Genomic DNA, 14,897 nt, shown 5'->3' with positions numbered 1-14,897 from the left:
CAGACTCGGAGGCGACACCGCGACGGTGCGGTCGGCGCAGCCGACCCGGCCGCCGGGCGACCGACGCCCCGGCGGCCGAGTCATCAGTCAGGCAGCGGCGCGGTGTCCGCCCGGGCACAGGACCCGGGCCCCGATGCCGCAGGAGACGTCCATGACCTCCGTGATGCCCGACGCGCCCACGTTCCCCACACCGGGCGCAATCGACCCCGCAGCCGACCCCGCCGCAAGCCCCGCCGCCGGTGCCGGCCGGGGTCCCCGCCGCCTGGCCGACGCCGACGCGAGGCTCGCGGCGCTGACCGCCCGCGTCCGCGAGGACATCGCCACCACCAGCCACGCACGGGATTGGATCCCGCGTGAGCCCGGGTCCGCGCAGCTCGACGTGCTCGTCATCGGGGGCGGCCAGGCCGGGCTCGGCACCGCCTTCGCGCTCGGCCGTCAACGGATCGACCGGGTCCTGGTGGTGGACGACGGGCCCGCCGATCGGGTGGGCTGCTGGGACCGCTACGCACGGATGCACACCCTGCGCAGCCCCAAACACATGCGAGGCATCGAGTTCGATGTCCCGTCGTTGCATGTCCGCCGCTGGTTCGAGGCGGTCTACGGCGAGCGGGCGTGGCAGGAGATCGACCTCGTGCCGCGTCTGGACTGGAACGACTACCTGCGCTGGTACCGCACTGCGGCGGGGATCGAGGTCCGTCATGAGACGCGGGTGGCGGCCGTCCACCGACCCGCCACGGCGGATGGCCCCTTCGTCGTGGAGGTGACCGCCGCGGACGGGCACACACAGACCGTGACCGCCAGGCGGATCGTGTTCGCGCTCGGCCTGAACGGGGGCGGCGGGCAGCGGGTCCCGGAGATGATTCGCGCGCTGCCGCGCGAGCGCTGGTTCCACACCGAGGACCCGATCGACTTCGAGGCACTTCGCGGCCGGCGGGTCGCAGTCCTGGGCGGGGGAGCCTCCGGGTTCGACAACGCCGCCACCGCCCTCGACCACGGCGCCGCTCGAGCTGAGGTGTTCATGCGGCGGGACACCGTCCCGGACTCCAACCCACTGCGGTGGATGGAGTTCCCCGGCATGCAGGAACGCTTCTACGACCTCGACGATCGGGCGAAGTGGGACTTCACCCTCCTCAGTGGGGGCCTGCCGCAGCCACCGACCCAGCACACGGTGTGGCGGTGCTTCGCCCACCCCGGCTTCGCACTGCACACCGGCTGCGGCTGGGACTCGGTCGAGGTGGCCGACGACGGGGCCGGCGGTACCGAACTCGCGATCGACACCCCCGGCGGCCGTTTCCACGCCGATGTGGTGATCGCCGCGACCGGGTACGAGGTCGATCTGCGACTGCGGCCGGAACTCGCTGAGTTCGTCGACGACATCGCCCTGTGGGCCGACGTGCACGACTACGCCTCCGACCACCCGGCAGGCCGCAACCCCTACCTCGGCCCGGGTTTCGAGTTCACCGAACGCCGACCGGGCTCCGCGCCCTGGGTGGCCCGGTTACACCACTTCTCGACCGGCGCGCGCACGTCCATGGGCGTCACCGGCAACCAGTTGTCCGGCATCTACGGTGGTGTGGGTCGAATCGCGGGGGCGGTCACCACCGCGATCACCCGCGAGAACTGGGACCACCTCGCGGACGACTTCGCGGACTTCGAGTTCCGCGAGGTCCGGTCGATCGGCCCGCACCGCCCCGACGACGGCTGGTACCCGACGAGCCCCCGCTTCTGAGAGGTACCGCATCAGAACGGCGGTTCATCGTCGAGTGCCGAGGACTGCGGCTGGTCCTGCTGCGGCCGGTCGTCCTGCAGGTGGGCGGAACGCGGTGGGCGCCCGGCCCGGTCCTCCTGTCGACGGTGGTGGGCCTGGGCTCGCAGCCTGCTGCGCTCCGCGGCGCGGCGGTGACGCAGGTGGGGGCGCCTGCGCGAGATCGGTGAACCGCCGCCGGTCCTGCCGGCCTCGGCCGCCTCCTGCTGACGCCGGCTGGATTCCGGATGGCGCGGTGCGGCGAGTGCGGCCAGCGGTCCGCCGGGGACCGTCGTGATGCGCGTTCCGGGGTCGGCTTCCGGGTGGTTGGGGCCGTGGAGCCAGACGTAGGTCCCGTCGGTGTCCCGGTAATAGGCCCAGATGCCGTCGGTCTTGAGTCGGTGGTGGAAGCGGCAGAGGGAGCCGAGATCATCGGACGTGGTGTGCCCGCCGCACTCCGGGTTGTCGTGGTCGAACGGGATGATGTGGTCCAGATCGGTCTTCTCCGCGGGCGTCTGGCAACCGGGGAAGACGCAGGTGCCGTCCCGGCCCTTGCAGAAGCGCGACAACGCCTCGGAGGGCGCGTACCGCCGGGCCGCGTCCGATTCGGGGTCCGCGAGGTCGGCCAGTGAGTCGATCCGGCGACGAGCGTTGCGCTCCAGTTGCTCGGCGGTGTGGCCGGTGATCGGCCCGTACCCGGCCAGCGTGAGGCCACGATTGCCCGGACTGCCGTCGTCGTAGGCGTAGATGGTCACCCGCCGGGCGGCAGCCTGCCCGTCCGGATCACCGGGGTGTCCGCCGTCGACGTCGGGCAGGCAGGCCCACCCACGACTCAGCGCCAGGAGGCCCGCTGCTCGCAGCTCACCGAGAGAACGCGGATCGTCCTCGGAGGCGGTGCGCGCCAGGGCGTCGATGCGATCTGCGATCTCGACAGCCGTCTCGGCGGTGAGGTGCGCGGTGATCAGCGCCCTGTCGTCGGCCAGCGGCACCATCTCGACATCCTGGTCCCGCCGCGCCTCCCTCGCCCTGGCGTCGGCCCCGACCGGGTCGCACGCCGAGACGGTCTTGGTGAGCATTTTCCGTAGCGGGCCGAGTCTCGGTGGGTGGGTGCGGCGTCTGGTGGGGGCCAGCGCTTCACTGATCCGCCTGTCGAGCTCGGGCATGAGCTCGTCCGCGACCATCGCGGTCTCCTCCGCGATCGTGTGGGCGGCGAGGATGCCGATCCACCCGGTCGTGAGCAGGGCCGCGGTACGGGGGAGGCGCTCGGTCAACTCGACCGCGGTGGTGACCAGACGCGAGGCGCCGTGCCGGGACAACGCCATCGAGGCGCTGACCATCGAGGCGGCGGTTTCCCACGGGTCCCGGTGGCGGTCGCGCTGTCCTGCGACCCGGACGCAGTCATAGGCGAAGGCGACAGTGCGCCCCTCCGCCGCGTTGATCAGGCGTTGTGCGAGATATCCGCGCTGTTGATGCGGATCCCACCGCGAGTAGGCCTCCGGAACGATCACGTCGACGGCGGGACCCGTCGCCGTGGTGAACCCCTTAGGCGGCACGAACGGGCCGGGGGCACCGGTCGCATCGGGGGCGGTCGCATCGGGGGCGGTCGCATCTGGGACGGCCGCGGCATGGGAGGAGGAATCATGGGCGTCGGACTTGGAGGTGCTCGTCATGGTTCGACCATATGTTCTAGGTCTGACACCGCGGGCAGGGAGATCGGATCGAACACGCGAGTGAGTGTGATCCCATTGCGGGGAGATCCCCGGCCTCGTCGTCGTCGCTAATCACCGCGGCGCCCGCTGACCTGCGGTGCCCTGCGCACCCTCCGTAGGGCACCGCAGGTAGAGGGCATGCGTGGTGCGGGCGGTCTCGGGGGAGTGGTGGGTCCGGGTTCTGGTTCGGTGAAGGGTGTGGCGCCGTGGGCGGCGCACGGTCTTGGGTGCTCTGACCTGGGGTGCCCTGCTCGGCCCCCGCAGGGCGCCCCAGGTCGGCGCGCGAGGGAGGGCGCCGGGGCGGGGATGTCCCGGGGCGGCGGAGGTGGGTGGTCGTGCTGGCCGTGCTGGTTGCGGTGGTCGGGCGCAGGTCGGGCGCAGGTCGGGCGGCCCGGTCGCGGTCAACCCGGCCGGGCGACGATGAGGCACGCCTCGCCGCCGTCGGGCACGTACCAGCGGTGGGGGAGGGTGCCGTCGTATCTCGCGACGTCGCCGGCCTCGAGTCGGCTGTGCGAGTCGCCGACTTCGAGCAGGACGGTGCCCCGGGTGACGTAGAGCCATTCCTGGCCGGGGTGTTCGAAGAACCGGCCCGGGACGTGATTGGTCTCCACGAACTCGAGGAACTGCGTGCCCCCCGGGCCTCCGGGCAGGAGTCGGGTGTGGCCGCCGACCGTGCCCTCCGCCCGGGTCAGGGTGGCGCCCTCGGTGGAGCGTTGGACGTGGATCGGGTCGCCGGGGCCCGAATCCTGGCCGGCGGGGCCGGTGGCGGTGGGGTCCCCGCCGGCGGTGACCGCGTCGAGGAGGTGGGCCTGGGTCGTGCCCAGGGCGTGGGCGAGGCCTTCGAGCGTGGACATGCTGGGCGCCGCCTTGCCGCGCTCGATCTGGCTGAGGAAGGGTTGCGAGATCCCGGCCTGGTCGGCCACCTCGACCAGCGTCAGTCCGAGTTGGCGGCGGTGGTGCCTGATGCGCGCGCCGAGACGGTCCAGCGAGTCGCCTCGTGCGGTGGTCATGGGGCCTCCCGTGCGGTCTGGGCGGGTCGGGGTCTGGGCGGGTCGGGGTCTGGTGGGGCTATATCCCTGTCGGTAGGCGGGTCGCTGCGGGATCGGCTTGCACCGGAACCGCGCCGGAACAGCGGGGTAATGCCTCCGAAACACGGGGCCACCACACTCGTCCTTATTGATCCGATCAATACCCGGGGTCACTATCCCGCTCCGGGGTCGGATGCACAAGTGCCGCACCCGATCAGAGAGCCCGGGCTGCCGAGAGGAGCCGGGTCGGAGGGTCGGCGGGGAACGCACTAGTCGGCAGAGGAGGGGAACGATGGAACCACGACGAGTCGCGCCGCGGCACGTGGACCGGATCGAGGGGGCGCGCCTGCAGGGCGGCCGGGTGGTCGACGTGGACATCGTCGACGGGGTGGTCGTGGCCGTGACCGATGCGGGGACCACCCCGTTGCGTGGCGGTCCCGCGGGTGGCGCCTCGGTGATCGATGCCCGCGGGTACCTGGTGCTCACCGCGCCCGCCGAGCCGCACGCCCACCTCGACAAGGCGCTGAGCTGGGGAGCGACGCGGCCGCCGGGCTGTGACCTGGGCGCGGCGATCGGTACGTGGAGGGCCTACGCGGCGACGGTGGACGAGGACGAGATCCACGCCCGCGCCCTCGCCGCGGCCCGCAAGCTGGTGGCCAACGGGACGACCGCGGTCCGCAGCCACGTCGACCTGCACGACGACCACGACCCGCTGCGCGGCGTCCGCGCCCTGGTGCGGGTCCGCGACGAGCTCGCCGCGGTGATGGACCTGCAGATCGCGGTGATGGTCAACGAGGTCGACCCGGCGGACCGGGCCCGCGCCGCGATCGCGGCCGGCGCCGACCTCATCGGCGGTGCCCCGCACATCTCGACCGACCCGGTCGCCGAGACGCACCGGCTGGTGGACCTCGCCGAGGAACTGGACACCGGCATCGACCTGCACGTGGACGAGTTCCTCGACGGCGACCACGCCATGCTCGAGGTGTTCACCGACCGCGTCGCGTCCTGGCCGGCGGGGCAGATCCGGACGGCCGGGCACTGCTGCCGCATCGGGTCGCTCGACGGGGCGGGCCAGTCCCGTGCGGCCGGCGCGCTGAGCAGGGCGAACGTGGGCGTCGTGACCCTGCCCATCACCAACCTGTACCTGCAGGGCCGTGCCGGCTGCACCTCCGTCCCGCGCGGCCTGCCCCCGGTGCGCGCCCTGCTCGAGACCGAGGTGACCGTGGCCGCCGGCGCCGACAACGTGCGCGACCCGTTCAACCCGGTCGGCCGCTCCGACGCCACCGAGACGGCGATGTTGCTGATCGTGGCCGCCCACCTCGACATGGACACCGCCTGGCAGCTCGTCACGGGCGGCGCCCGCGAGGTCATGGGTCTGCCGCCCGCCGGCCCCTCGCCGGGCCTCCGGGCCGACCTGCTGCTGGTCCGGGCGGGCGGGCTCGACGACGTGATCGCCGACGCGCCACCCGACCGGATCGTGCTGCGGGCGGGCTGCGTGGTGGCGGCGAGGGAGGTCCTCGTCGTCGTCGACCCCGGTGTCGCGCCGTGCGGCGGCACCTCGCCCCGTGCCCTACCGCCCGACGACCGAACCCCCACCACCCACCAACCGGCACCCACCTACGAGGAGACCCGATGACCACACCCACCGACATGCGGGCGGCGCAGGCCGCCCGGCCCGGCAGCGAGATCCTCGGATTCGACGGCGTCGGCGTGACCTACCCCAACGGCACCCGCGCGCTCGACGGCGTGGACCTGCGGATCCGCGCGGGCGAGTTCGTCAGCGTCGTGGGCCCGTCCGGCTGCGGCAAGTCCACGCTGCTTAGCCTCGCCTCCGGGCTCGCCACCCACACCGACGGCTACATGCAGACCGGCACCGACCGCATCGGCTACGTCTTCCAGGACGCGACCCTGCTGCCGTGGCGGACGGTCGAGCAGAACGTGGAGATGCTCGCCGAGCTCGACGGCATCGGCCGCACCGAACGCCGTGACCGCGCGGCGGCGGCGATCGAACTGGTGGGCCTGGCCGGGTTCGAGAAGTCGCTGCCGCAGGAGCTGTCGGGCGGCATGAAGATGCGTGTCTCGCTGGCCCGGTCGCTGACCCTCGACCCGGAGTTGTTCCTGTTCGACGAGCCGTTCGGCGCACTCGACGAGATCACCCGGCAGCGACTCGGCGACGAGCTGCTGGGGCTGTTCGCGGCCAAGCGGTTCGCGGGGCTGTTCATCACGCACTCGGTCGCGGAGGCGGTGTACCTGTCCACGCGCGTGGTGGTGATGTCCGGTCGGCCGGGGCGCATCACACATTCGGTTGACGTGCCGTTCGGCCCGGAGCGCGACCCCGAGATCCGCTACACGGCGGACTACATCAACCTCGTCGGCGAGGTTTCCCAGGCACTTGAGGAGGCGCACTGATGAGAGGCACACTGATGAACGCAACCACCGCCCGCGCGACCGCGAAGGCCGACGCCGTCCGCGGGAACCACGACGACCACGACGACCACGACGACGACAAGGTCACCGCCGCCGAGGTGGGCCCCGGCCGCGGAGCCGAACCGGCCCGGGGGGCGCCGCCCGCGAAGTCCGCCCGCCCCCGGTTCCGCCTCTCGGCCGACGGGCCCGTGGTCCGCTACGGCGGCCCGTTGGCGGTCCTGGCCGCGGTATTGGGCCTGTGGTACCTCGTCAGCTACGGGGTGCTCGAGCCGTCGAGGCGGTTCCTGCTGCCGGCGCCGCACGTCGTGGTCACCGACGGCCTGCTCGGGCCGAACATCTCCGGGATGCTGGAGGCACTCGGGCGCACCGCGACCGTCGCGCTGACGGGGTTGGCGATCGCGTTCGTGATCGGCGTCGTGTGGGCGATCGTCATGAGCCAGGAGAAGTGGGCCGAGCGCTCGCTGTTCCCGTACGCGGTGGTGCTGCAGTGCATACCGATCCTCGCGCTGGTGCCGCTGATCGGCTTCTGGTTCGGGTTCGGGTTCACCGCCCGCGTGTTCGTGTGCGTGCTGATCGCCCTGTTCCCGATCGTGTCCAACACGCTGTTCGGTCTCAAGTCCGTGGACCCGGGCCTGCGCCGGCTGTTCAAACTCCACCACGCCGGGCGCCTGACGGTGCTGCGCAAGCTCGAGGCCCCGGCGGCGCTGCCCGCCCTGTTCGAGGGGTTGCGCGTGGCCGCCGGCCTGTCGGTGGTCGGCGCGATCGTCGGCGACTTCTTCTTCAAGCAGGGCGAGCCGGGCATCGGCATCCTCATCGACACCTTCCGCGCCCGGCTGCAGTCGCCGGAGCTGTTCGCCTCGATCCTGCTGGCCTCCGTGCTCGGCGTGGCCGTGTTCCTGTTCTTCGGTCTGCTGTCCCGCAAGGTCGTGGGGCGGTGGTACAACCCCGAGGCCGGCCGCTAGTCGTAACCGCCGACGACCAGCCGTAACGACGCACGACCGAACCTGCAACACCGCCGAAACACGGCAGCGGTTCACTCTTCTTTATTGATCACATCAATACAGCACCCGCTTCCATCCCACCCTTTTCGTCACCGACTCCCCAGGAGCACCCATGCGACGTACCACCGCCCCCCGTACCGCCGTCTCCGTGGCCGCGCTCTGCGCGCTCGGCGCCGTCACCCTCACCGCCTGCGGCGGCTCCGAGTCCGCGGAGGCCTCCTCCGGGTACACCGGCGAGATCGGCGCGGTCGACCTCAGCGAGGTCTGCCCCGAGAAGGTCGTCGTTCAGACGGACTGGAACCCGGAAGCCGAGCACGGCCACGTCTACGAACTGCTCGGACCCGAGCCGACCATCGACGCCGGTTCCAAGTCGGTCTCCGGGCCGCTCTTCGCCTCCGGGGAGTACACCGGCGTGGACGTGGAGATCCGGGCCGGCGGCCCGGCCATCGGGTTCCAGCAGGTCACCGCGCAGATGTACCAGGACACCGACATCATGCTCGGCTACGTGGACGCCGACCAGGCGGTCCAGAACTCGCTGAACAACCCCACCATCGGCGTCTTCGCACCGCTGGACATCAACCCGCAGATGATCATGTGGGACCCCGAGACCTACCCGGGGGTCGAGACCGTCCGCGACCTCAAGGACGAGAACACGCGGGTCCTGTACTTCGAGGGCAACGCCTACATGGACTACCTCCTCGGCGAGGGGATCCTCGACCCCGCCCAGGTCGACGGCAGCTACGACGGCTCGCCCTCGAACTTCGTCGCCTCCGGCGGTGCGGTCGCCCAGCAGGGCTTCGCCAGCGCCGAACCGTTCATCTACGAGAACGAGGTCGCGGAATGGGGCAAGCCGGTGAAGTACCAGCTGCTCCACGACCTGGGCTACCCGATCTACAAGTCGATGATGGCCGTGCGCAGCGGCGAGCTCGGGGACAGCTCGGCCTGCCTGGAGAAGCTGGTGCCGGTGCTGCAGCAGGCCGAGGTCGAGTACTTCGAGGACCCGGCCCGCACCAACGCCGTGATCGTGGACGCCGTCGAGCAGTTCAACACCGGCTGGGTCTACAGCGCGGAGCTGGCCGACTTCGCCGTCGAGGCCATGCTCGAGCGCGAACTGGTGGGCAACGGACCCAACGCCACTATCGGTGACTTCGACACCGAGCGGCTCGCCGACATGGTCGCCAAGGTCAAGGGCGTCTACGAGGCGGCCGGCGTCCCGACCGCGGAGGACGTCTCGCCCGAGACCGTCGCCACCAACCAGTTCATCGACCCGGCCATCGGGCTGAAGTGACCACACACCGCCACTGCTCTTGCGCACCCCGCCGCCCCGCACCCGATCGGAGACCCTCGTGACCGCGACCTCCACCGCACCCGCCACTCCCACCGGCTCGACAGACTCGGCCGCAGACGTCCCCGGCCTGGTCGACGACCTGCTCGAGCTGCTCGGCCCCGAAGCCGTGCACACCGACGACCGCGCCCTGGACAAGGCATCGGTGGACGGGTCCTACCTCAGCCCGATCCTGCGGGCGCAGTGGCCGATCGGCCGGCCCGAGGTGGTGTGTCGGCCGACGGACGTGGAGCAGGTCCCCGCCGTGGTCCGGGCGGCCGTGCGGCGCCGGGTGCCCATCACCTCCCGGGGCAAGGGCACCGGCAACTACGGCCAGGTGGTCCCACTGCACGGCGGACTGGTCCTGGACCTGACCGCCCTGCGCGGGGTCGACCACGTGGACACGGAGGCGGGTGTGGTCACCGCGGAGGCCGGGGTCCGCATGCTGACCCTGGAGAAGCGGCTCGCCTCCCATTACGACAGCCAGCTGTGGATGTACCCGTCCACCGTGCAGTCGACGCTCGGCGGGTTCCTCGCCGGGGGGTCGGCGGGCACCGGGACGATCGTGCACGGTCGCAACCACCAGGGGTTCGTCGAGGCGCTCGACGTGGTCTTCGCCGACGAGAACGCCGAGATCGTGCACCTGGAGGGCGCCGACGCCCAGCCGTTCGTCCACACCTACGGGGTCGCCGGGATCATCGTGCGCGCCACGGTGCGGATCGAGCCGCTGCAGGACTGGCGCTGCGTGTACGCGAGTTTCGACGACCACCACGACGCGTTCGCGGCGGTGCGTCGGGTCCACCTCGTCGAACCCGCGCCGCGCCTGTGCTCGGCGGACGGCGCCCACGTGGCCTCGTGTCTGCCCGCCGACGAGGCCATCCCCGCCGGCCGGGCGAGCCTGCGGGCGATCGTCGACGCCGCCGCGGTGGACGAGGTCTGGGCGATCATCGACGGTGCAGGAGGAGTGGTCGAGGCGGTCCGGAGCGGCGTCAACGAGACGATCAAGGTCTCGACGCTGTCCTACAACCACCCCACGCACTGGCTGCAGAAGGCCGAACCCGACACCTGGTTCCACATGGAGTGCCAGGGCGACGCCCTGGTGGAACGCCTCGACGAGGTGGAGGCCGTGTACCCCGGCGGGACCCTGCACCTGGAGGCGGGACACGGGCGGATGTTCGGGATGCTCAACGGTCACTACACCTCGCCGGAGGCCGCGTACGCGGGTGTGCCGGTGCTGGAGGAGCTGGGGGTGCGCGTGCACTCGCCGCACCAGTACCGCGTGGACCACGACACCGAGGCAGTCCGAGCGCTCGCGGCCCGCACCGACCCGTATGGCCTGCTCAACCCCGGGCGGTGGGAGGCGTGATCGGGCCGCAGCGGCGGTACTCCGAACTCACGACCGTCGAGGCGGGCCGGGTCGGATCCGGTGACCCCGTCGCCGTCATCCCGGCCGGCGCGATCGAACCCCACGGTCCGCACCTGCCACTGGCCACCGACCTTCTGGTCGCCGAGCACGTGGCTGCCCACGCGGTGGCCGCCGCGGCGGAGGCGGGCGTCGACGCCTGGCTCATGCCGGCGCTGGGGTACACGAAGAGTGATGAGCACGCCAACCTCACCGGGGCGTTGTGGATCTCCGGGGAAACGCTGATGCGCGAGGTGGTCGAGCTCGGCTCGGCGCTGCGGGCCAGCGGGTTCACCCGGGTGCTGTTCGTCAACTGCCACGGCGGCAACTCGGCGCTGCTCGAGGTGGCGCTGCGCGAACTGCGCCGCCGCTTCGGACTGCGCACCTTCCTCTACGCCGGGCGCGCGGTCCCGGGCCCCACCGAACTGGGGATGGGCATCCACGCCGGGTGGGCGGAGACGTCGATGATGCTCCACCTGCACCCCGAGCTCGTCGACATGACGGCGGCCGAGGCGAGGGTCCCGGCCGGGATCGCGGAGTGTCAGCACATCGGGTTCACCGGCCCCGTGAGGTTCGGCTGGCTGGCCGACGACCTGTCCGACACCGGGGTGATCGGCGACCCCACCGGGGCCGACGCCGTGATCGGCCGCCGGTTGGTGGCCGATCACGTGGAGACCGTGGCCGCCGCGCTCGCGGAGATCGAGGAGTTCGACCCGGCGCGCAGGGTGACCGCCGCCGCCACCGTGACCGCCCCGGCCGCCCCGGCCGCCGCGGCAGGGGGTGCGCCGTGACCTCCACCGAGCTGCCCGTCGTCACCATGCCCGGCCCCGCCGATGACCCGCTGCAGGCGATGGTCGCGTGGCTGGCGATCGACCCGGCGGATCCGCCACTGGGGGTCCTGGCCACGGTCGGCCCGGACGGCACCCCGCACTGTCGGCACCTGCTGGTCTCCGGGGCCACCACCGAGGGCCCCACGTTCCACACCGACTCGCGGTCCCAGAAGGCACTGGACCTGGCCGCCGACCCCCGCGCGACGCTGGTCGTGGTCTCCGCGGACCGAACGCGGCAGCTCACGGTCACCGGGGTCGCGGAGCCCACCGATCCGGACGAGCACCTCGCGAGCTACCACCTGCGCAGTGACTACCTCAAGCTCCTGGCCTGGACCAACGACGTGGCGACGGCCGAGCTCGCGCCGCCGGGCAGGCGCCGGATGTGGGCCGCCACCATCGACCGTCTGGGTCCGTCGCCGACGCTGCCGCCCGAGACGTGGCTGGGCATGCGGCTGCGGCCCGGGTCCGTGACCTTCTGGGCCGCCGGACGCGACGAGCCGTCCCATCGCCGCCGGTTCGTGACGGACGGGCAGCGGTGGCGGGCCGAGGAGTTGCCCGGCTGAACCCCTGCGGAACCCCTGCGGTACCCCTCCCGCGGTGAGATAGACGAGAGAACGAGAGAGCCCATGATCACCTTCACCGACGCGCTGGTCCTGCCCGTGTCCGCGGACCCGGCCGCCCCCGCCTGGTTCCACGGCTGGGTCCACGTGGACGACGCCGGCATCATCGTCGGACTCGGCCCCGGCGACCCGCCGCCCGGCCTGCCGGGCACGGTGCACGACCTGGGCGGTGCGATCCTCGCCCCCGGATTCGTGTCCGCCCACAGCCACCTGTTCACCGCCGGGATGCGGGGCACCGCCCCCGACGACACGCTCTACGGCTGGGTCTCGACGATGGGCGAGATGATGGTCGGTGCGGAGGCCGAGGACCTGTACTGGTTCACCCTCGCCGGCTGCCTGGACTTCCTGCGCAACGGCGTGACCAGCGCCTACAACTTCACCCAGAGCCGGGTGGTGGCGGTGTTCGACCATTCCACCTCGACCCTGGTCGCCGAGCGGGTCCACGACATCGACTTCCTCACCCGGCAAGTCGACGCCCAGGCCGACTCCGGTCTCCGGTGCCTCACCTCCACCCGCCTCGACGACGAGCAGCTGCCCGAGGCCGAGTGCTTCGACGCGTTCGCCCACGTCACCGAGCACCGGCTGCGCACCGTCCCCCGGGAGCTGGACCTGGGCGGGTCGGTGTTCGGGTCGGTGCAGTGGTCGTCGTCGCCGGTCACCGCCGAGCGTGAACGCCACGCCATGGCCACCCACGGCGTGGGCAACCAGGCGCACTTCGTCGAGACCGCCGAACACCTCGAGGTACAGCGGGCCAAGTTCGACTGGTACGACCGCGCCGGGGTCCTGGGCCCCGACTTCTCCTTCGGCCACTTCGTCCACCCCACCGACCACATGGTCCGCCGGGTCGCGGAGACCGACTCCGCCGTGATCTGGCAGGCCACCTCCAACGGCCGGCTGGGCTCCGGCATCGCCGACATCACCCGGTACCGGGACGCGGGCATCCGCGTGGGGATGGGCCTGGACGACCAGTCCTGCACCGACGTGTCCGACCCTTTCCAGAACATGCGGATCGGCCTGTACACCCAGCGCGCCGTCCACTCCGACGCCGCGGTGCTGGCCGCCCGCGACGTCCTGCGGATGCACACCCTCGGGGCCGCGGACGCCCTCGGCCTGTCCGGCCGGGTGGGCAGCGTGGAGGTGGGGAAGCACGCGGACCTCGTCGTCGTCGACCCCACCAGGCCGGCGACCGGGCCGATCTGGGACCCCGTCGCCACGTACGTCCTGGCGTGCTCGCTGCGCAATCTCACCCACGTCTACGTGGGCGGACGCCTGGTGGCGGAGGGCGCGCGCAGCCTGCACCCGCTCGCCGACGAGGCCGACGCCCAGCTCACCGAGCGCATGATCCGCTCGGCCCGGTCGCGGGGGTTCACCCCGGCGTTCGCGCCCGGCCTGGTGCGGTCGTGAGCTCCGGTGGGGCGGCGGTGCTCATCGAGAACTGCGCGGTCGCGACCATGGACGGGGCCGGGGCCGGGGTCGGGATCGGGGCCGGGGCCGGTGCCGAGTACACCACCGGCCACGTGCTGCTCGAGGGCGGCCGGATCACCGCGGTGGGGGCGGGGCCGTGCGATCCGGCGCGGATCCCGGCCGGCGCGGAGCGCGTCGACGGCACGGGTTGTCTGGCCACCCCGGGCCTGGTCAACACCCATCACCACCTGTACCAGTGGCTCACCCGGGGGCTCGCGGCCGACGCGACGCTCTTCGAGTGGCTCACGGCCTCGTACCCGGTGTGGGCGGGCATCGACGCCGACGACGTCCGCACCGCCGCGCTGGGCGGGCTCGCGCACCTGGCGCTGGGCGGCTGCACCACCACCACGGACCACCACTACGTGGTGCCTGCCGATGCCGGGGACGTGTTCGCCGCCGAGATCGAAGCGGCCGCCGCCGTGGGCCTGCGCTTCCACCCCGGTCGCGGGTCAATGGATCTGGGCCGCAGCTCGGGCGGGCTGCCTCCGGACTCGGTGGTGGAGGGCACCGACGCGATCCTCGCCGGCACCGCCGACGTGATCGACCGGTTCCACGACGCGGGCCCCGACTCGATGTGCCGCATAGCCGTGGCGCCGTGCTCACCGTTCTCCGTGACCGGCGACCTGCTGCGCACCAGCGCCGATCTCGCCCGCGAGCGGGGCGTACGCCTGCACACCCATCTGGCCGAGACCGACGACGAAGAGGAGTTTTGTCGCGAACGCTTCGGCAGCACACCGATGGAGTACATGGAGACGGTGGGCTGGGTGGGCCCGGACGTGTGGTTCGCCCACACCGTGCACCTCGACGACCCGGCGATCGCCGCGATGGCCGCCGGCGGGATGGCGGCCGCGCACTGTCCCGTCTCCAACGGCCGCCTGGGCGCCGGAATCGCCCGCGTCCCGGACATGCTCGCCGCGGGGATCCCGGTCGGGCTGGGCGTGGACGGCTCGGCGAGCAACGAGTCGGGCGTGCTGTGGGAGGAGATGCACACCGCGCTCCTGCTGGCCCGCGCCACCCGCGGCCCCCGGGCGATGGACGTGCGCACGGCGCTGCGGATGGCCACCGTGGACGGCGCCCGCGCGCTCGGGCGGGAGGGTGAGATCGGGCGGCTGGCCGTCGGATACCAGGCGGATGTCGCACTGTGGCGCCTGGACACCCCGGCCCACGCGGGGATCGATGACCCGGTGGCCGCGCTCGTCCTGGGGTCCCGCCCGCCGATGGCCGGGGTGTGGGTGCAGGGCCGTCGGGTGGTGGCCGACGGGCGCGTGCTCACCGTGGACACCGACGCCGTGGCCCGCGACGTGGTGGCCGCCCGCCGCCGGCTGCTCGCCCGGGCGGGGTGAGGGCG

General features: G+C 72.4%; 12 protein-coding genes. 10 read left to right on the top strand and 2 right to left on the bottom strand.

The window, feature by feature from the left end; all coding sequences use genetic code 11:
- Nucleotides 1-151: 151 nt before the first annotated feature.
- On the top strand, nt 152-1,729 hold the full coding sequence (locus L8M95_RS06975; protein ID WP_260488758.1) for a SidA/IucD/PvdA family monooxygenase: 1,578 nt from the start codon (nt 152-154) through the stop codon (nt 1,727-1,729).
- Between the two features lie 11 nt (nt 1,730-1,740).
- Here the strand turns inward: L8M95_RS06975 and L8M95_RS06970 are convergent, their stop codons facing one another.
- Both L8M95_RS06970 and L8M95_RS06965 read right to left on the bottom strand, forming a co-directional pair.
- Nucleotides 1,741-3,414 carry an HNH endonuclease signature motif containing protein gene (locus L8M95_RS06970; protein ID WP_260488757.1) on the bottom strand — a complete coding sequence of 558 codons (1,674 nt, stop codon included), beginning with the start codon at nt 3,412-3,414 and terminating at the stop codon, nt 1,741-1,743.
- A gap of 440 nt (nt 3,415-3,854) precedes the next feature.
- Nucleotides 3,855-4,463 carry a helix-turn-helix domain-containing protein gene (locus L8M95_RS06965; protein ID WP_260488756.1) on the bottom strand — a complete coding sequence of 203 codons (609 nt, stop codon included), beginning with the start codon at nt 4,461-4,463 and terminating at the stop codon, nt 3,855-3,857.
- A gap of 310 nt (nt 4,464-4,773) precedes the next feature.
- Between L8M95_RS06965 and L8M95_RS06960 the strand changes: the two genes are divergently transcribed.
- The 9 genes from L8M95_RS06960 (at nt 4,774) to L8M95_RS06920 (ending at nt 14,892) form a co-directional block, all read left to right on the top strand.
- Complete coding sequence (locus tag L8M95_RS06960; protein WP_260488755.1) at nt 4,774-6,117, top strand: amidohydrolase family protein; 1,344 nt, start codon at nt 4,774-4,776, stop codon at nt 6,115-6,117.
- Nucleotides 6,114-6,890 carry an ABC transporter ATP-binding protein gene (locus L8M95_RS06955; protein ID WP_260488754.1) on the top strand — a complete coding sequence of 259 codons (777 nt, stop codon included), beginning with the start codon at nt 6,114-6,116 and terminating at the stop codon, nt 6,888-6,890. The genes L8M95_RS06960 and L8M95_RS06955 overlap by 4 nt, the downstream gene beginning before the upstream one ends.
- On the top strand, nt 6,890-7,870 hold the full coding sequence (locus tag L8M95_RS06950) for an ABC transporter permease (RefSeq protein WP_260488753.1): 981 nt from the start codon (nt 6,890-6,892) through the stop codon (nt 7,868-7,870). Before L8M95_RS06955 ends, L8M95_RS06950 begins: the two co-directional genes overlap by 1 nt.
- Nucleotides 7,871-8,021: 151 nt before the next feature.
- Nucleotides 8,022-9,197, top strand: a complete 1,176-nt coding sequence (locus L8M95_RS06945; protein ID WP_260488752.1) for an ABC transporter substrate-binding protein — start codon at nt 8,022-8,024, stop codon at nt 9,195-9,197.
- A 58-nt stretch (nt 9,198-9,255) separates the two neighbouring features.
- A complete protein-coding gene (locus L8M95_RS06940) occupies nt 9,256-10,599 on the top strand; it encodes an FAD-binding oxidoreductase (RefSeq protein WP_260488751.1) in 1,344 nt (447 codons plus the stop codon).
- Nucleotides 10,587-11,426 carry a creatininase family protein gene (locus L8M95_RS06935; RefSeq protein WP_260488750.1) on the top strand — a complete coding sequence of 280 codons (840 nt, stop codon included), beginning with the start codon at nt 10,587-10,589 and terminating at the stop codon, nt 11,424-11,426. The genes L8M95_RS06940 and L8M95_RS06935 overlap by 13 nt, the downstream gene beginning before the upstream one ends.
- Nucleotides 11,423-12,028, top strand: coding sequence for a pyridoxamine 5'-phosphate oxidase family protein (locus L8M95_RS06930; protein WP_260488749.1), 606 nt, complete (start codon nt 11,423-11,425; stop codon nt 12,026-12,028). Before L8M95_RS06935 ends, L8M95_RS06930 begins: the two co-directional genes overlap by 4 nt.
- 63 nt (nt 12,029-12,091) lie before the next feature.
- Nucleotides 12,092-13,489, top strand: coding sequence for an amidohydrolase family protein (locus L8M95_RS06925; protein ID WP_260488748.1), 1,398 nt, complete (start codon nt 12,092-12,094; stop codon nt 13,487-13,489).
- Complete coding sequence (locus tag L8M95_RS06920; RefSeq protein WP_260488747.1) at nt 13,486-14,892, top strand: 8-oxoguanine deaminase; 1,407 nt, start codon at nt 13,486-13,488, stop codon at nt 14,890-14,892. The genes L8M95_RS06925 and L8M95_RS06920 overlap by 4 nt, the downstream gene beginning before the upstream one ends.
- Nucleotides 14,893-14,897 lie beyond the last annotated feature (5 nt).

Source organism: Dietzia sp. B32 (assembly GCF_024732245.1).
In the GTDB taxonomy this organism is placed as follows: Bacteria; Actinomycetota; Actinomycetes; order Mycobacteriales; family Mycobacteriaceae; genus Dietzia.
Note: the sequence above shows the minus strand (reverse complement) of the source record. Positions and strands in the feature narration are given on the sequence as shown.